Origin of the sequence: Pumilibacter intestinalis (genome assembly GCF_943193005.1) — a bacterium.
Taxonomy (GTDB): Bacteria; Bacillota; Clostridia; order Christensenellales; family Pumilibacteraceae; genus Pumilibacter; species Pumilibacter intestinalis.
In genome coordinates this window covers 183,472-202,581 of record NZ_CALPCH010000001.1, presented here as the reverse complement: position 1 = coordinate 202,581, position 19,110 = coordinate 183,472, and the positions used below count along the sequence as shown (strand labels likewise).

At 50.2% G+C, this 19,110-nt stretch carries 8 protein-coding genes; all 8 read right to left on the bottom strand.

What is annotated here, in order from left to right; all coding sequences use genetic code 11:
* Positions 1-12: 12 nt before the first annotated feature.
* On the bottom strand, positions 13-2,604 hold the full coding sequence (locus NFR55_RS00945; RefSeq protein WP_251545264.1) for an ABC transporter substrate-binding protein: 2,592 nt from the start codon (positions 2,602-2,604) through the stop codon (positions 13-15).
* A 38-nt stretch (positions 2,605-2,642) separates the two neighbouring features.
* Positions 2,643-3,788 (bottom strand): InlB B-repeat-containing protein, encoded by a 1,146-nt coding sequence (locus tag NFR55_RS00940; RefSeq protein ID WP_251545263.1) that lies wholly within the window; start codon positions 3,786-3,788, stop codon positions 2,643-2,645.
* Positions 3,788-11,368 (bottom strand): leucine-rich repeat protein, encoded by a 7,581-nt coding sequence (locus tag NFR55_RS00935; protein ID WP_275556897.1) that lies wholly within the window; start codon positions 11,366-11,368, stop codon positions 3,788-3,790. Before NFR55_RS00935 ends, NFR55_RS00940 begins: the two co-directional genes overlap by 1 nt.
* Positions 11,369-11,651: 283 nt before the next feature.
* The gene (locus NFR55_RS00925) at positions 11,652-12,341 is read right to left on the bottom strand and encodes an N-acetylmuramoyl-L-alanine amidase (protein WP_251545262.1); all 690 of its coding nucleotides are present in this window, start codon (positions 12,339-12,341) and stop codon (positions 11,652-11,654) included.
* A gap of 16 nt (positions 12,342-12,357) precedes the next feature.
* Complete coding sequence (locus tag NFR55_RS00920) at positions 12,358-13,821, bottom strand: M1 family metallopeptidase (RefSeq protein WP_251545261.1); 1,464 nt, start codon at positions 13,819-13,821, stop codon at positions 12,358-12,360.
* A gap of 66 nt (positions 13,822-13,887) precedes the next feature.
* A complete protein-coding gene (locus tag NFR55_RS00915; protein WP_251545260.1) occupies positions 13,888-14,148 on the bottom strand; it encodes a hypothetical protein in 261 nt (86 codons plus the stop codon).
* Between the two features lie 458 nt (positions 14,149-14,606).
* Positions 14,607-17,045 carry a DNA gyrase/topoisomerase IV subunit A gene (locus NFR55_RS00910; RefSeq protein WP_251545259.1) on the bottom strand — a complete coding sequence of 813 codons (2,439 nt, stop codon included), beginning with the start codon at positions 17,043-17,045 and terminating at the stop codon, positions 14,607-14,609.
* Between the two features lie 8 nt (positions 17,046-17,053).
* The gene (locus tag NFR55_RS00905) at positions 17,054-19,012 is read right to left on the bottom strand and encodes a DNA gyrase/topoisomerase IV subunit B (protein ID WP_251545258.1); all 1,959 of its coding nucleotides are present in this window, start codon (positions 19,010-19,012) and stop codon (positions 17,054-17,056) included.
* Between the last annotated feature and the right edge of the window lie 98 nt (positions 19,013-19,110).

Sequence of the window (19,110 nt, the reverse complement as noted above, 5' to 3'; positions counted from 1 at the left end):
GTTTCTTACCGCTTATTTGGTTTCGTTAAAGGAAAGAAGCCACATTTTGGAAAGCGGACCGTTGAAAGGCGACAATCCTTGCTCATCCGTGGTTATAAGCGTGCTTTTGTCTATTATGGAAGAATTGTAAGCAAACAAATCGCTACGCTGATATGCGGGAAGCTCCACGGCAAGGTCCATTACGAGTTTGAGCGCCTGCGCGTAAATATCTTTTCTGCCGCCCTCGCCGTACCTTGTGAGCGTTTCTCTGCCCGCGTCTATCTTATCCGACAAATCCGCAAGTATTTTGGTTTCCTCGGGATATTTATCCGGTCTTGAAAGAATGGCGTTATATCCCCAGTTCTTTACCGCACCCGCGGTGGAGTCTTTATGATATAGCTGATACATATCGGGGTCTATGGTAGAGCTCCAAGCCGCCGCCCACACAGCCAAATCGCCGGTGGAAAGTTTTTTAAGCGCGTTGATATCGGTTTTAACCTCTATATCGAAACCTTTTTTGTTGAGTATCTGAGCCGCGCGGAACAATGCGGTAAACGCGGGGTGGTCTTCGGTTTCTCCGGAAACGGTAAACGTATACTTAAGGTAGTGCCCTTTCTTTTGAAGAACGGCAACGCCCTCGCTGTTCTTTCTTCCGCTCGGTCTGTAACCGTCTTCGTATACGAGGTTGTAGCTCGTGTCGCCGGTTTCGTCAAACTCATAATACTGTTCGTCGTTTTCAACGTAACTGTCAAGATGCACGTCTTCGGGCTCTCTGCTGTTGTATTCGGGATAAGCCCAGTTTGCTCTCGACATGGAGCGGTTTATCTTTTGCGCGTTTGCTCCGAAATAACTAACCATTAAATCGGTGCTTATCGCGTGCATTATTGCTTTACGAACGCTTAAATCGGGTACTTTGGACGCGTTTATGCCTATATAGCCGTAGCCGTTTGAACGCGCCGTGGTATACGAAAATCCGTCTTTGCTTTTGCGGTCAAGCTCTTGCACGTACTCGTCTTTAAGTTCGGGCTCAACAAAGTGAACGTCGCCCGAGAACAAAGACGTAAGCATTTGGCGGCTTGCAACAACCTGATAGTTAACGTATTTTATTTTCGAAGGGAACATGAAATGCTCGTTTCTCTCGAAATAAACTACGTTGTCGCTGCTGAAAGTGGTAGGCGTTACGTTTTTGGAGTCGCCGGTACGCGTTGTAGCCTTATATACTCCCGCGCCTACGGGCAAACCTATTTTATCCGGCGACTTTATTACGTTGTCCATAAAGTCCCTGTCGCCGAACTTAATGCCGAAATGCTCTTCGTAATCGAACAGTCCTATTTGCTCGCTGTTGGAATAGTAATACATGGGGGCTACGGGGAACGAAAAGTTCCATATAGCTTTGGGGTCTACCTTTTCAACCTCTATCTGCAATACCTCGTAGTTGCCTGTTTGAATGCTGCCGTCGGCATTATAATCCGCGTCTTTTTTTATTGCGGGGTAAGTAGTGGTAATTCCCGTTTTTTTGCTCTTAACCTCTACGGATTTGCCGAGGTTGGCAAAAGTTATACCTCTTATGTTCTTAACTTTGTCGGAGTCTTCGAGATTATCGAAATAATCCTGTTTTTCAAACGCGGTCAAATCGGAAACAAGGTCTTCGTAAGCATACATCTGAATAACTTCGGTCATTTTGTTGGGAACGTGTCTTTTATAAATCCCGTCGAGCACCTGCTGTTTGCTCCAATTCGAGCTTTCGGGCGCCCAAGCGTTTTCGAACTTGTTCTCTTTTTCGTTCCAAGTAATAATGCCCCAGTTATACAAGAAGGCTTCGGCGTCGGTATTGAGGGTATATTCTTTCTTGTTGTCGTCGTAGTGCTTAATATCTTTTGCGGTGCCTTCGGAAGCGTTCCAAGTAGACTCCGCAACGGTTTTCAAGCGATATTTCGCCTGTTCGTAATCTTTGGAATACTTGTCGGTATTACCGCCGAATTCCTGCTCGTATTTCTTAATCTCCGCCTTCATCTCTTCGTCGGTATACGATACGTTGTTTTTATAAATTTTAACGAACATATCGTTCAATCTTTGCAATCTGCGAATACCTTTCTCGAGATAGATGCTTTCGAAATCTTCTATTTCCGCCGAACCCGCGGATTGCTGAGTACGGTATTCTTTAAGCCCTACGATATCGGTGGAATATACGGTAGAGCTACCGTAATACATGGGGTCTAAGTAAACGTAAAGGTTAAAAAGAACGTCTTTCATGGTTACGGGAGAGCCGTTGCTGAACTTTACGTTGTTTTTAAGCACGAATTTATATGTGGTTTTGCTGTTGTCGGGCGCAACGGTTTCTTCGTAGTCATACACAAGGCATGCCTCGTCGTCGCCGTAGGCAATACTGCCGTCGGACGTGGAGGTAAGCATGCCGAGCTGAGTCATGCCCACAATGTTGCTGTCGGGCGCGCTTGCGGAATAGAACGGATTGAATACTCCGTCGAGCGCCTGCGTGGTAAGCACCAAACGGGTAGACTCGTTGGAAATAGGGTCGCTTCCGCAACCTACGAGTCCGCCCAAGCCGACTACGCTCATGATAACCGCGCACAGCAGCGCCAATGATTTTTTCTTAAAACCTTTCATATTTAATACACCTCTTTCTCGTGCGTTTTTACTTTTTCCTATAGACTTTCCGCATAGGCTATTTGAGCCGCGAACGCTTCCACGGTTACTTTATCGCCGCTTACAAACGGCTTACTCAGCCCGCTCTTTATGCTCTCGATATCTTTTGCGGTGAGAGCCGCGCTGTTCAGTCGCACGCCCTCCGCCATAGTAAACGTACCGTTTACGTTAACACTGTTTATTTTTACATTGCCTGCGGCTTCGAGCGCCAACGCCGAAACCATGAAATCGCTGTAATTGCGGTTCTTTTCGGTAAATATTTTTACGTTGGCAAACGTAATGTTTTGTATTTGCGCACCGTCGTTCAATTTTTCGAACAGACAAATTCTTGCAACGGGGCTGTCCAAAATTTGAGTGATATTGCTTACGGTATGTCCGTTGCCCTCGAGAACGCCCGAATAATCTCTTATCTGAAAAGCACTGCCGTTGCAGTCAATGTCGTTCAACATATACGCGTTTAAGTCGGCGTTGATTGCGCTTCTGAGCGACGAGAAATCTTTTACGTATTCCCACTCGCCCTTTATAAACTTAACAAACACGCGCTCGGCATGGTCGATATCTCCGCCCGGATGCTCGAAATCCATATCCCACTTTTGCGTACATTCGGCGTCTTTCCAATAGCGTTCGCTCACGTCGTAATGAGCGGTATAGCCCTCGCGCCTGAGATTTGATAAAGCGATTTCCGAATTAAACTTATTGCCGGGGTTAACCGCGTAATTATACAGCTCTTTGATTTCGCCGTTTTCGTCTTTATAGCAAACGGAGTAGCTGTATCTTATTCTCTTCTCCCACTTTGCGTATAACGTAACGGTTTCGTGGTCTTTAAGCGGGGTTTTGAAATCCCATTCTCTCGTGCCCGCCTCGTCTATATACCAACCCAAAAAGCGGTTTCCCTCGAGAGTAAGCGAATAATCGTCCATGGTGAGAGGGTCTACCGCGAGAGAGCCGGGCTTATATCGGTAAGTAATGTAGCCGCTGGCTTCGAAAACGTCGGTTTTCATCTTGCCGCCCTGAAAGTCGAATTTGACTACGGCGGTATACCCCTCTTTCTCGTAGTCTATATCGCCTACGCTGTTGCACGCGGCGAAAGAGCCTACGCACAACGCAAAGAGCAATAATAATAAAACAAACCTAAGCCGCTTCATTATCTGTTCGTTCTCCTTTTGCGACCGAAAATTATACCCGCAACCATGGCAAGGCATACGGCGAGAATGCCGCCGAACGTAGCGGTGGTTTCCATTGCGCTACCGCATCCGCAACCGCCTTTCTCTTCGCTCGGGAACGTGTATTCGGAATAGTCTTTGTTAAAATCTATTTCGTTCGCCATTTCGTTTCTCAAGTCGCTTAACTTGCCTTGCAGAACCGAATAGTTGGTAACAAGCGATTTTTCTTCTTCGGTGAGAGCGTTGTAGCTCTTGAATACATCGCGGATAAGGTTGTACGAATATTCCGAACGGTCAACGTCGAATATACGCGTTATGGCGTACGAAACCACGTCCGCATTATAAGTTTTTTCAAGCGACTCGAAACGGGCAACCTTTGCGGGGTCCAATTCGGCGCGTTCGCTCGCGCTCAACGCGTTGAGGGCGGTGCGCGCGTTTATTATCGCATCCGCATCGAAACGGGTGGCGATATTTCCGCTCGGCAGTTTCTCGTATGCGGCGAGGAACGCCAACACGTTCGCGCCCGTAGCGGTGCCCGAGTCTACGCGGTTTCCCTCGCTGTCTAAGTTATCGTTGAAATAAGCTCTGTAGAGCGGGCTTTTATAGCCGCTTCCGTTTTTGGGATAAGTGTATACAAGTTCCGACGCGTTTTTGCTCGTTACGGTATCCACGAAATTTTGGTAATAGAACGCTTCCGACATGTGCACGTTGCCCGCGAAAAGGAAATTGTAATTATATTTGTACAGCTCCGCATACTTGGGATATTCGCTCAAGTTTTCAAGCGTAATCTCCACCTCTATGCTCACCGTGCCTTCGAGTTGCGGCGCGTAGTAAGAGTTGAACACCACCTCTTTGAGCGCGGAGCACTCGTAGAACGCCATGTTGCCTATGTTTTTGAGCGACGACGGCAATATAACTTTTTGAAGCCACTTATTGCCTTCCGCCGCGCCGAACTCTATGCGGCGAGTATTTTCTATCACGCTGTACTCGCTATCGGTTTTGCCCGCGGGATATACCGAAAGTTGATAGCCGCCGTTGGGCAATACCGTATACAGCACGCCTTTATCGAGCACAAAGTTATCGGTTGCGGCGTCGCTTTGTCCGTTGTAGGTAAAGCCGGTAAGAGCCGCCGCGCCGTAGAAAGCCCTGTAATCCACGTTTTTCAAGTTCGCCGAGAGAGCGAACTCGGTAAGGCTCGTGCAACCGCCGAACGCGCTTACGCCCATACTTTGGAGCTTGGGCATATTCACCGAATCGAGCTTTACGCAGCTGCTAAACGCGCCGTCGTTAAGCACGGCTAATTCGGGTGCGTTTACCGAAACGAGTTTTTCGTTGTTTTGATTGTAAAGCGAGAACGCCTGTGTTCCTATCTCTATGCACTCGGTAAGATTTGCCTCGGTAATCGGCACGCCGCCGAGAGCCATTATGCCTATATATTCCACTTTCGAAAGGTCTATGTCGCTCAGTTTGCCGCAATTGTAGAACACGAAATCGGGTAAACGAGCAAGCGTGCCCATTTCAACGCTTGTAAGATTTTCGCAGTTGCTGAATGCGCCCGAGAATATATACGATTGGTTCGAACCCATGGTATACGCCCCGCCGTCGGCTATTTCCACAATTTTCGGCATGCTCACCGTAGTAAGCGATTTCAAGCCGTCGAACGCTCCCGTATCGATATACTGCACTTCGGGCATATCGAGCTCCGTGATTACGGGCGCATTGTTAACGCTGTAATTCGTAGACGTGAAAGCGTCCGCGCCTATATACAGCACTTTGGGAAGACTGACAGTTGCAAGCGAACGGCAACCGGCAAAGCAATAATCGCCGATAGCGGTTACGTTTGCAAGGTCAGCCGTAGTCAAGCTCGAGCAACCGTAGAAACTTGCGTATCCTACTATGCAGTTTTCCCCGTCGCTACCTATCTTGCTCATATCAATAGTGGTAAGCTTAGCGCAATTGTAGAAAGTCATGCCCACTATCGTTACGCCGCCCGCATTGGGCATATTAACCGTTTCGAGCGCGCCGCACTCCATAAACGCGCCTTCGCCGAGAGTTGCCCCCGCGCCGACGTTCACGGTTTTGAGCACCGACTTAAAGTTGCCAACCGCGGCAAACGCAGCTTCACCCACCTCCGCCCCCGCGGGAACGGTAACCGAGGTAAGAGCGGTATTTGCAAACGAATACTCTCCGAAATGCGTTACACTATTTCCCGTAAACGAAGCGAGTTTGTTTGCGCCGAAGAACGCGTTATCGCCTATATACGTGCAAGTATTCGGCAAAGTCACGCTCGTAAGATTTACGCAATCGGAGAACGCGGCGTTGCCTATGCTCTTAAGAGCCGAACCGCTCGCGGTAAACGAGGTTAACGAAGAGTTGCCCGCAAACGCGCCCGCGCCTATTTCTTCCACGTTGGCGGGAAGCGTGAACGCACCCAAATTCTTATTGGGAGCAACGAGTATTAAAGTCTTGCCGTCTTTGGAATACAAATCACCGTTTTTAGACTCGTAATAATCGCTGCCCGTAGCGGTAAGCGAAACTGCGTTCGTCATGCCCGAGAAAACAGACACGCCGATATCTTTAATGCGCGAGGTCTTTGCGAAAACAACGTTACTTACGCCGCTTCGCGCAAACACCATGTTGCCGAACGTAATTTCGCCGCTCGGCAAAGTAAAGGTTTTCAGTTTGGGAGTATTGCTGAACGCGCTGTCGGCAATATACTCGCACTCGCCCTTAAACGTAACCGAAGAAAGGTTTGTGCAATCGGCAAAAGCATTTACGCCCAAATATGTTATGTTGTTGGAGAAAGAAACGCTGTTTAAGCTGTAGCAACCCGCAAACGCCTTATCCGGAATTTGCACGGCGTTTATATCTCCCCTTATTGTTGCTATACGGGAACAACCTTCGAACATTCCCACCGAAAGTTGAGTGTTTGCGCCTACGGTAACGGTAGTAAGCCATACCGCGCCGTTCGCCAAAACTTTGCTTTCGTCTTCGGGGTCGGGCACTCTGCCGAATGCGCGAGTTCCGCACCAACGCAAATTAGTAAGATTTACCGACGTGATATGCGAACCCGAGAAAGCGTACATGCCCAAGGAAACTACGTTCGACGTGTTTACTCTCTCTAAGCTCGTGCAACCGAAGAAGCCTGCCGCGCCTATAACGAGCACGTTTTCAAGGTTTATGCTCTCGAGTTTTGTATCGCCGTAGAATGCATAATCGAGCAGTCTTTCGCAATCCTTTCCGAGCGTAACTTTTTTGAGCGCGGTACAATTATAAAACGCGTACTTGCGCACCTCTTCTATGCCGTCGGGTATCACAACCGAGGTTACGGTGTCGTTGCCGAGCGGGTCTTTCTTTGCGTCGATATCGTAATCGTCTTCCACCTCGCGGTCGTTTACCATATCATAGTGGCAGAACGCGAACGAGCCGATATACAGTATGCCCTTATCGTCGGGTATCACTACGTCGCCGCCTTTGCCTTTATATGCAACGAGCTCGTTGTGTTCGATTACGAATTCGTTCTTTACCTCAACGTCGCAAGTTGCGGCAATGATTGAAAGTTTTCCGTCTACGGTAATCTCGAGAGTAATGGTGCAATTGCCTTCCGCTTGCGCCGTAACCAATCCGTTTTGGTCCACGGTTGCTATTTTGGGCGAATCGGAAGAATATTTCAAAGTATATCTTTCGGGCGACAAATTCCACGGTTCGAGCAAATAGTGCAATCTGATTTGCTCGGACGGATAGAACGACACGTTGCACGCTCCGTCGAAATAATTCACCGAGCCTGTAGACCCTATATCGGAACGCGAAATATCGCCGTTGAAAGCCTTTACGGTATCGTAATGCGTGAATTTCAACTCTTTGAGATTTACGTTATTTCCCGCTTGCGGATTATCGGTAACTTTATCGCCCTGCACCGTTACTTTAATATTGGCGGTATGTTCTTTGCCGCCCATATCTTTCCAAGTAAAACTTACGGTAGCCGTACCCGCCGCAACAGCTTCGATTTGACCGCCGCTAACTTTTACCACGTTTTCGTTGCTCGAATTCCACTTAAGGTGCGAGAGATAAGAATAGTAAAGTTCGCTGTCTACGGTGGCGTTTTCGTTACCCGTTACAAATTTCGTGAGGTCCTGCGTTTCGCCGGGACAAAGAGAAAGTTCGCTTCGCGTAAACGCAAGCGTTTCGGAGTCGGTCTCGGGGAAAGGCACGTAGCACACGCTCGTATTGAGCGCGTAATCGTCTATGGCGAACACAATTCCGTCGGGAATATCCGACGCTTTGATGCTCTGCATGTAATCGGTGATTTCAATCGTTACTTTGCTTTCGCTTCCGCGTTCGTCTTGATATATGGGTATCGCGCTTTCGGAAAGCGACGTATACGTTCTTTTGGTCTTGCCGTCGCTGTCTTTGGTGGAATATACCAACACGGGGCGCACAGCCATTGCGTAATGGTTATCGTACACCGTTAAGTCTACGTAGTAACGGTTCTTTTTGTTCGATTTGTCGTATTCGGTGCGGAATTCCGAATTCACTATGGTAGGCGGCTCGTAATCTATATAGAACGAGAACGAATACGTATCTCGGCTGTTGCGCGTGTCGCCGTCCCAATCGAGCGTAGCCTTTACGTTCACCTGAAAGTGCATATTGTTTTCGCCGATATCCATGGCGCTCAATTCTATCTCGCTGAAATACGGCTTTGTGTTGTGCGCTTTATAGCAGTTATACTCGGTATTCTTCCAAACAACCTCGCCGGTGGCGGTGTTTATCATTTCCAAATCGAGCTGTTTCGCGCCGCGCAAAAGTCCGGCATACAGTCCGAAAAGTCCCGAAATGCTGTCCGAATAATACGACATAGCCGCATGCTCCTCGGTTGCGGGTATCGCCGAATATTTGTCTTCGTCGAGATTGTACACGTAAGTTCCGAGCGGGAACACGTAATCGTAAAAATACTTGCCTTGCGGCGTGGTTGCATAGTGGTCGGCTTTGAGCTTGTCGTCTTCGTCAATCGAGCCGTCGTGAGCCTCGCTCTCCACCTCGTAATATGTTTTGTCGAAAAGAGGAGCGTCCGCCCAATCGCCGTAAAAAGCGAGATACGGAATATTCAAGTCCACTCCGTTTGCGTCGGTATTTTTAAGAGTAATGTATCCCTCAACATACATACCGTTTTCGAAATTCGCGTTAAGATAAGATTTGTCCGATTTTGAAAGCCGCACCGTTACCGTTATTTTAGCCGTATCGCCCGCGGGCACGGTTATTGTGGAGCCCGAAAGAGTGCCCCCCTCCTCTACCGTGATATCGGTGGAGTTATCGAGCATATACGCCATTTCGGCAACGAACTCTTTATCGGTAGAAGAAAGAGTTTCGGTCATGGTAAAATCGTCTATACGGTAACTTACCGTTTCGTTCGAAATGTTCGCGAGATTGAAACTCATTTCGTACACGCCCGTGCGCGAAGGGTCGTCGCCGAGTTCGAGCTTAGACTTATCCATTCCGTCTACGTACAAATACGCTTTGGTATTTACCGAATTGTAAAGGCTGGCAAGTCCCGCGCCCTGCTTGCGGGGCGAATACGGGTTGCCCGCTTTATCGAGAGCGATAGTTGCGGTAGACATGCAAAGTCTGTTCACCATATCGCGCATTTCGTTTACGGTGAGCGAAGGGAATTTCTCTTTAACGTACTGACGGATAAGCACGGTTATGCCGCACATATTGGGCGACGCCATACTCGTGCCGCTGAGCGAATCGTATCCGCCGCCCGGCACAGCCGACAGTATGTTGCCGCCGTGAGCGGTTATCTCGGGTTTGATTTTCAAATCGGGGGTAGGTCCCCAACTCGAGAAATCGCTCATAAACGGACCCGCCACGTTGCCGAAATCGAAAACGAGCGTGCCCTCTTTTTTCTCCGCCAAAGCAAAGCCGTCGTCTTTGCCTATGGATATTACGGGTATTTTGGGGTTGTTACCGACCGACATCTTGATATCGCCGAATATGTTGTTATACACGATTATCGCCGCCGCGCCTGCCTCCGCGGCAAAACGAACTTTCTCTTCAAACGAAATATCGCCCCTGCGAACGAGCGCGATTTTGCCTTTAACGTCAAGCCCCATGTAATTGTCGCGCGAGCCTACGCCGGGCACGGTTACGTACTGATACGATAATCGGGTGTTGGTTTCGCTCACTCCGAGCATTTGGAAAAAGTCGTACTCTTTGCCCGCAAGGTTAGACGACTCTATAAAGAATATCTCTCTGCCCGCGTCCGACACCATGAATTTCTCTTTTTGTCCTTCTATGGAGGCAACGCTGAGAGCGGCGGCATAGGTGGACGGCGAGCCTACGGTGGCGGAATCGGGATTGCTCGTTTTGTTGGTGTCGCCGAGTTCCGAACCGAACGCGCTGCTGTAATCGTTGGACGCGGCAACCACAAGCGAAATGCCCGCGTCGTTAATGGAATTGTAAATTCCGTCTTTGTATTCGTCGTGCGACTCGTCGCTGAAACCGCAAGACATACCCAAGCTGAGGTTTATCGCGTCAACGCCGAGAATAACCGCGTCTTCGAGGGCGGCGAGTATATCGCTCTCTTCCGAGCCCGATTTGTAATCGCTGAACACTTTCATTATGGCAAGTTGCGCGTCTACCGCAACGCCCGTTATGCGGCTGTCGCTACCCGCGATTATGCCGGCAACGTGCGTGCCGTGCGACTGCTCGAAAGGCATGATATCGGCGTCGCGGTCGGCGTAGTCGAAACCGAACGCTATCTTGTTTTTGGTTACGTTGCCGTAATAAACGTCGCGAGCGGCGATATTCGAATTATAACCGTACGCTTTGGTGTCCCGCAAAAGTTCTTCTATATCGTCTTTGTCCAAACGCGGTTCTACAACGTGGTGCGACGTAAACGCGGAATGGGTGTAGTCGCAACCCGTATCGAGCACCGCCACAACCGTGCCCTTGCCCGTATACGGCACGTCGCTGCTGTCGAAAATGCCGGTATCGTGTACGTTTACCTCGTTTGTAACAGTTTCGCTGGGCGCGTAAGTTTGCGATATCATAACGCGCTCCACCTCGGGAACGTCGCATATCGCGGCAACCTTGTCGTATGTAGTGGATACGCACAAGCCGTCGAGCACGGTATCATAACCGTACACAACCTCGGAAATAAGCCCCGCCGACTTTAAGCGACTTTCCACCCTCGCCCTGCGAGAAGCCGAAGAGGAAAGGTATTCGCGCGCGCTTTCGGACTTGCCGAATTCGCTTACGCTCTCGTATTCCGCGCCTTTTTCATTATATAACGAAACGAGCGAACTGTCCGACAGCGTGACAATTACGTTCACGTCGCCTTTTACGTCGCCGTCGTCAATCTTTTTTACGAGGTCTTTGTTCAAATCGTCTATGAAATTCATATTAAGACTGCCGAGAATTTCCTCGGGAGTCTCCGTAACCGCGCCGCTATCCGCTCCGCTCGACGCACCGCCCTCCTTGCCGAAATCGCCGCAAGCGGTAAAACTGCTAAACGACATCAGCGCAACGAGTATGAATACTATGAATTTCGGTAACTTTTTCATTCTGTAAAGGCCCTCCGAATTGCAAGCCGAAAAAACCATGCAACTCGCATACATATTATGATACCATACGCGGCGCAATTTTGGCAAGCATTTTTAATAACGTATACGCTTTCACGCCGCTTTCATGGCGATTTCATGCGTTTTACACGCTTAATAAAAAAGAGGGAGCAATATATATGCTCCCTTGCACCGATAAATATCGCAGTTATTATACCACAAAACGTATATTATTGCAAGCCTTTTATACAAATTTTCAAAAATTTCCACCTATTTTTCGAGCCGACTACCCCTCGAGTATGGTGTGAATGCCCGTAAATATGGCGTAAGCCACTTTTTCCTGATAAGACGCCGTAACCAGTTGCTTTTCTTCGGACGGAGTAGTGAGAAAACCGCACTCTACGAGAAGGGACGGAGTTTTCGAGCACTGCAAAATGAAATAATCTCCGCTCATTGCGTTGCGGCGCGAACCGAGAGAATTGCACAGCACGCTTTGCATGGCTTCGGCTTTTTGCTTTCCGTCCTCGCTGCCCGGCGCGTAAAACACCTGCGCGCCCGTTTGGTCCGCTCTCGGATAAGAATTGCAGTGCACCGACACCACCAAATCGGCGTTCGCCTTTTCTATTATCTTTTTGCGCTCCTGCATGTCTTTGAGCTTTTTGTTTTTGGTGGTCATGCCGTAAAGACCGTCGGTGGTGGTGCGGGTCATGATAACGTCGTAACCTTTGGTTTTGAGAAAGTGCTTAAGCGAACGCGCCACAGAAAGATTTATATCGCTTTCTTTAACCGAGGTGGTAACTCCCACCACGCCGCCGTCCGCCCCGCCGTGCCCTGCGTCTATCACTATGGTTTTGCCGATTTTGGGCACGGAGTACGCGCTCGTTGCCGTAGCGGTTACGGCAAAGCACACTCCCACCGTAAGCGCGACTACGAGCAGTCCTATCAATATATTACGTCTTTTCAGTAAGATAAACACGCTTTACTCCCTCCCGTCAGCCGCCTATGCTGTAAAGTTTGGCTGTTCCGTCTATATAGCTCGTCATGAGCGACTTTAAGTTACGCCCCGAGGTTTCTTCCAAACAAGCTATGAGATTATCTGGCTTGGCGGTGGTAAATCCGCATTTGGACACGTAATTTTCGAGTCCGCCTACAAGCGTTTTTTCGCCGAGCATGTGCAGTAGCGTGTCGTACATGAGCTGACCTTTAACGTAGGTCATGTACGTGTATTCCGAAGCGTTGGCAAAATCGGCGAGCGACCTGTTCATGGAGGTGTCGGAGCACTTGCTAAGCTCGCAGTACAGCGAGAACCCGCCCATCGCGTCGGCTATGCGGTCCTCGTACTTTACGCCGTAGTCCGCGTGGTTTTTGTAAAACAGCGAGGTGGAATATTCGGCGAGAGCCTCGTCAAGCCAGGCGTCCGCCACTTGGTCGTTGCCCACTATGCCGTACCACCACTGATGCGCCGTTTCGTGCACGATTACCTCGGTAATCATCTTGTCGCGAGCCGCGTCGGATATGTATACGAGTCCGGTGTATTCCATTCCGCCCTGATTGAAAGGCGTTTGCACCACGCTGTAAGTTTTATAGGGATACGCTCCGAACGCGCCCGAAAAATAATTCAACGCGTCGCAAGCCGCTTTGAGATGTTCTTCGGCTTTGTCGTCGAACGTGTAGTAATAGGTTACCTCCACGCCGTTCGCGTTCGCCGTTGCGGTTTGGAATTTTCCGAGAACTGCGGCGAAATCCCGCGCGTTATCGAGTTTGCACACGGTGCGAGCCGTGCCCTGCTCTTGCTCTTCGGTGCGCGACGACTCGCCGGGCATTGCCACGGTATATTCTTTGGGCGCGATTATCGTTACGTTATAATCGCAAACCGGAAGATTGAACGGGTCGCCGTTCGAGTAGTACGGCGCGCTCGCAAAACCGCCCTCGTACGCGCACTCTATGGGAAACCAATTGCCGAGATTTATTTTGTCGTCGCAATATCCGAAACGGTGGCGCATGTTGGGCAATTTCAACTTGTAGTCCACCGTAATGCGCACGCTTTCGGTGGGCATAATGGACTCGGGCAACTTAACTATAAGTATGTCTTCGTCGAGTCCGCCTATTTCGTACTCGCCGCCCGTTACCCCGTTTATTTCTATGCCGCCGTAAGAAACGCCGTGCGGATACGCTCCTTCCACCTCCGCCGCGCTCACGGGCGTGTAACGCGCTCCGTCGCGGTACGCCGCGGGATAAAGGTGAAACCACACTTCGGTAAGTTCCACCTCGGTGCGGTTTACGTATTCTATTTCGCACAGTGCCGATACCGACATCTGCCGAGCGTCCACCTGCGCGGTAATCGTATACGAACTGCGCGGCTCGTCGCCCTGTTCGGAACACGCCGCAAAACAGCCCGCTACCGCCGCCAAGGCAAACAGTATTGCCATAAATTTACAAATTCGCTTTGTTTTCATATTTATCTCCGAGTTTTATGGTGTCGGTTAAATATATGAAAATTCAATGCGAAATATACGTAAAAATCAGTCGCCCGCGTTTTCGAGTTGCAAAAGGTCGAAAGGTACGCTTTCCACGAAATCCTCTTTGCGGAATTTTGCGATATTGAACAAATTGTAATTGCGGATATGACTCTTAAGTATCACGGGCGTAGGAATATCCATATCGTGACAAATTTCGGTAAGATACTGCAAAAATTCTTCGCTGTCGAATTTATCCGCGCTATGGTAAATATAACTTTGCGTTATTTTATGACTCTTTATTGTTTTCGCCCAAATTTTGAACATATAATTCCTTTTTCCGGAGACTCGCGGCATAATGTCATTGCGAGGGTGCTTGCACCCGCGGCAATCTCAACCGCGAGAAGGCATTAGTGACTGTACCTGTTCCATGCAGGGGATTGCTTCGGCATTTCATGCCTCGCAATACTCGCTGCGCTCGTGGCGTTCGCGCACTGCGTGCGCTCGGCTGAGGACACGGTAGACAAAGTTCCTCATGCAGGGGATTGCCGCGCTCGCGTTGCTCGCTCGCAATGACAGGGGTGTTCCGCAAAGGCGGCGAAGAAGGGTTGCGGATTGGCACAGCTGTGTGCGCACACGCACGGATACCGCCGTAAAGGCGGCGTAGAGCGGTGCAGATGCGCACAACAGGCGCAGTGCCCGCACGGGAGCGTACTTTGAGGTACGTGACCACGTGGGCACAAGCACGTAGTGCGCAGATGTGCCGCTATACGTTGCCGTAAAATTTAGTTTGTTACCTTGTCGTTGTATATAAGCCCCTCTTTAATGCGTGCGCGCCCCTTTATTATGGGTCTGCCGCTGTGAGTGCGGTTCTCTATGCTGAGAGCTTCGGTAGAATAGCTCGAAAGATAATCGTCTTCGAATACGAGCACTATTTTGTACGGCTCGGTAACGTACGACACGAACGCGAGCGACGTTCCGTTGTCTTTCTTGTTGAAATCAACTATCTTAACGCCTTTGCGGTAACGCGCCATTACGTCTATCTGCGATACGAGCACGCGCTTGGAGTATCCGCGGTCGGATACGAGCACCACCTCGCCGTCGCCGTTTATCTGACCTATAAACAGGCAGTCGTCGCCGTCGGAGAGCTGAATACCCTTTACGCCGGCGGCAATTCTGCCCTGAACGGGAATATCGCTCATATCGGCGTTAAGACACATGCCGCTCTTTGTTACGAACATGAGAGTGCAGTTTTTGCGTTCGTGCTCTATGGCGATTACCTCGTCGCCCTCTTTGAGTTTGATTGCGGCAAACGCGCTCTTAACCACGCCGTACTCCTTCCACTCGCTGCGCTTAACCATGCCCGCGCGAGTATAGAACAGCAGGTTTCCTTTGGGAAGATTGTCGGCAACCGTCTGCATAAACACAATGCGCTCGCCGTCGAGAGCTTCGGGCACAACCTTTTTGAGCGGTACGCCCTTTTCGCGCCACTTGCCTTCGGGTATAGACTCGGAGTCGAGCTTGTAGCAGTTGCCGAGGTTGGTAAAGCAATACACCCTCTCGAGGCTGTTTGCCTTTACTATAGCCGAGCATATCTCGTTACGCGACGAATTTTCGGTAAAGTCTTTGGTTGCCATTGTGAAATTCTTCACAAACATGCGCTTGATATTGTTGTTAGCGTTAACGGCGATTATATAATCCTCAACGGGCTTTTCGTCGTCTTCGCTGGGCACAACGTAATCCGCCGTCGCCTTGAGCATAACCGACTTGCGGTTTTCGCGGTACGCCTTGCGTATCTGCGCGAGTTCGGCTTTTACGAGGTCCATTTGCAATTTTCGGCTCGCAACTATCGCCGTAAGCCTTGTTATGAGAGCGCGAACGTCGGCAAGTTCTTTTTCGAGCTTGTAAACCTCTAAATGAGTAAGACGGGCAAGGCGCAAATCGAGTATTGCCTGAGCCTGACGTTCGCTCAAGTCGAAACGCTTTCTCAAGTTCTCCCTCGCCTCGCTCGTAGACGCCGAAGCCTTTATTATCTTTATAACCTCGTCTATGTTGCGAACGGCTATCACAAGCCCTTCCAAAATGTGCTCGCGCTCTTTTGCGGCGTCAAGCTCGTAACGGGTTCTGCGCAACACCACTTCGCGCTGATAATTCACATAGTAGGCTATGATATCGAGCAGTCCCATCTGCTGGGGCTTGCCGTCGGCGATTGCCACCATGTTTATGGCAAACGACGTGGAAAGATTGGTGTATTTCATGAGCGCGTCTATAATGGGTTTGGGGTCGTTGTCGCGCTTCACCTTTATCACGGCTCGCATGCCGCCGCGGTCGCTTTCGTCGGTAATTTCGGTAATGCCCGTGAGCACTCCCTTCTTTTCCTCGCGAGCCTTGAGTATGCTCTCGAGCAGTTGCGCCTTGTTAACCTGATACGGAAGCTCGTCTATAACTATGAGCTTTTTGTCGTTGTCGCCGTTCTCTATGTGAAGTTTGGCGCGCATTATAACTTTGCCCTTGCCCGTTTCGTAAGCCTTTACGAGTTCTTCGCCGCCTATCACGAAACCGCCCGTTGGAAAGTCCGGACCTTTGATAATCTTCATCATGTCGGAGAGCTTAATGCGCGGATTGTCTATATAGGCAATCACGCCGTCTATGCTCTCCATTAGGTTGTGCGGCGGGATATTCGTGGATAAGCCTACAGCTATGCCGCTCGCACCGTTTACCAACAGGTTGGGAAACCTGCCGGGGAGCATATCCGGCTCCATTAGCGTGTCGTCGAAGTTGCAACTCCACTTAACGGTGTTTTTGTCTATATCTCTGAGCAGTTCGAGCGCGAGCGGAGTGAGTCGCGCCTCGGTGTAACGCATCGCCGCGGGACTGTCGCCGTCTACGCTTCCGAAATTGCCGTGACCGTCCACAAGGCACGCGCCCATGCTGAACGGCTGAGCCATTCTCACCATTGCGCCGTATATGGAGCTGTCGCCGTGCGGGTGGAATTTACCCATGCAATCGCCCACGATACGAGCCGACTTGCGGTACGGTTTATCGGGGGTAATTCCGAGTTCGGACATGCTGTAGAGTATGCGCCTTTGCACGGGTTTCAAGCCGTCCTCCACACGCGGCAACGCGCGGTCGAGAATAACGAATTCGGAGTAAGGCATCATGGACTCGTGCATGACGTCTTCCATGGTTTTTGCTATAATGCTCGGTGTCTTTTGTTCCGCCATACGCCCTCCTACTTAGCCTCCTGAACTTTGAAATTGTCTTCTTTGTTGAAATTCGCGTTTTGTATGATGTATCTGCGCCGCAAATCTATGGCGTCGCCCATAAGCGTAGATACCAGCATTTCGGCGGTTGCCGCGTCCTCTATGGTAACCTGCACGAGCGTGCGACGGTTGGGGTCCATGGTGGTTTCCCAAAGCTGTTCCGCACTCATCTCGCCCAAACCTTTGTAACGCTGAAGCCCCGCGCCCTTGCCGAAACGCTTCTTCGCGTCCTCGAGAGCCACGTCGTCGTACACGTATTCCACGGTGTCCTTTTTGGAAATGCGGTACAAAGGCGGCAACCCTATATATACGTGCCCTTCGTTTATGAGGTCTTTCATGTAGCGGAAGAAGAAAGTTAAAAGTATCGCCCTTATGTGCGCTCCGTCTTGGTCGGCGTCGGAAAGAATTATTACTTTGTGGTAATTGAGATTATCCACGTTGAAATCTTCGCCTATGCCGCTCCCGAGCGCGGATATTATGGTGCGGATTTCCTCGTTGGCAAGCACTTGGTCTATGCGCTTTTTCTCGGCGTTTAGCGGCTTTCCGCGAAGCGGCAGTATCGCCTGAAAACTGCGGTTTCTCGCCTGTTTCGCCGTGCCGCCCGCGCTGTCGCCCTCCACTATGAAAAGTTCGTTGTTTTCGGGCTTTTTGCCTGTGCAGCTCGACAGCTTGCCCACAAGGTTAAAGTTGTTGTCAAGGCTGTTTTTGGCGCGGGTAATTTCCTTTTCTTTACGAGCCGCCTCGCGAACTTTAGCCGCAAGCACGGCTTTTTTCAATATGATATCCGCAAGTCCCTTAGTGTCCTTCTCGAAAAATTCCGAAAGCGTTTGGTTAACGAGATATTCTATCGCTATCCGCGCCTCGGGATTGCCGAGCTTGGTTTTGGTCTGCCCCTCGAACTGCACGTTCTGCATCTTAATCGAAAGCACGGCGGTGAGTCCCTCGCGGTAATCGTCGCCCAAAAGATTGGCGTCCTTTTCCTTGAGAGTTCCCGTCTTGCGGGCAAGGTCGTTCATTACCTTTGTGAGCGCCGCCTTAAATCCCGTTTCGTGCGTGCCGCCCTCGGTTGTGGGTATGTTGTTTACATACGAGAAAATATTTTCGGTGTACGCGTCGGTATACTGAAAAGACAGCTCCATATCGATGTTGTCTTTCGTGCCCGACAGGAAAATAGGCTCTTCGAAAGCGGGTATCTTGGTTTCGTTCAAATACTTTACGAAATCGTTGAGTCCGCCCTCGTAGCAGTATTCGCGCTTGAGCACGGTGTTGCCCATGGGAACGCGCTCGTCAATAAGAATTATGCGCGCGCCTTTATTAAGAAACGCAAGCTCTTTGAGTCGGCGCGATATGGTTTCTATCTGAAAATGAGTGGACTCGAATATGCGCTTATCGGGCAAAAATCTCACGAACGAGCCGCGCTTTTCGGTTGCTACGCCCGTATCGAACAAATGATACTTGGGTATGCCGCCCTTAACCTCGCCGTTAACCTCTTTGGATTCGAATTCCATGCGGTAGGTCTTGCCGTTCTTGTAAACCTCTACGGTAACCCACTCGCTGAGCGCGTTTGTAACCGACGCGCCCACGCCGTGCAAGCCGCCGCTGTGCGCGTAGTTTTCGTTATCGAACTTGCCGCCGGCATGAAGCTGAGTAAACACAACCTCCACGCCCGAAACACCCAGCGTGGGATGAACGTCTACGGGTATGCCGCGCCCGTTGTCTTCCACGCTCGCGCTGCCGTCGGTGTAAAGCGTAACCGTTATGGTATCGCCGAACCCGTTGGCAACCTCGTCCATGGAGTTGTCCACTATTTCCCAAAGTATATGATGCAAGCCCTTGATACCGGTAGTACCGATATACATGCCGGGGCGCAGTCTTACCGCGTCCAACCCCTCGAGTACCCTGATATCGCCTGCGCTGTAATCGTGCATTGCGTTCCTCCTTGCAGTCGTCTTAGTAGTAAGCGTGCAACAGCCTGCCGTTGCACAACTATATCATTGTAACATACCGCCGCACTTTTTTTCAAGCA

What these genes read in the sequence shown, in the direction of transcription:
- NFR55_RS00945 (WP_251545264.1), bottom strand. Translation starts at nt 2,604, where the DNA reads ATGAAAGGTTTTAAGAAAAAATCATTGGCGCTGCTGTGCGCGGTTATC.
- NFR55_RS00940 (WP_251545263.1), bottom strand. Translation starts at nt 3,788, where the DNA reads ATGAAGCGGCTTAGGTTTGTTTTATTATTATTGCTCTTTGCGTTGTGC.
- NFR55_RS00935 (WP_275556897.1), bottom strand. Translation starts at nt 11,368, where the DNA reads ATGAAAAAGTTACCGAAATTCATAGTATTCATACTCGTTGCGCTGATG.
- NFR55_RS00920 (WP_251545261.1), bottom strand. Translation starts at nt 13,821, where the DNA reads ATGAAAACAAAGCGAATTTGTAAATTTATGGCAATACTGTTTGCCTTG.
- NFR55_RS00915 (WP_251545260.1), bottom strand. Translation starts at nt 14,148, where the DNA reads ATGTTCAAAATTTGGGCGAAAACAATAAAGAGTCATAAAATAACGCAA.
- NFR55_RS00910 (WP_251545259.1), bottom strand. Translation starts at nt 17,045, where the DNA reads ATGGCGGAACAAAAGACACCGAGCATTATAGCAAAAACCATGGAAGAC.
- NFR55_RS00905 (WP_251545258.1), bottom strand. Translation starts at nt 19,012, where the DNA reads ATGCACGATTACAGCGCAGGCGATATCAGGGTACTCGAGGGGTTGGAC.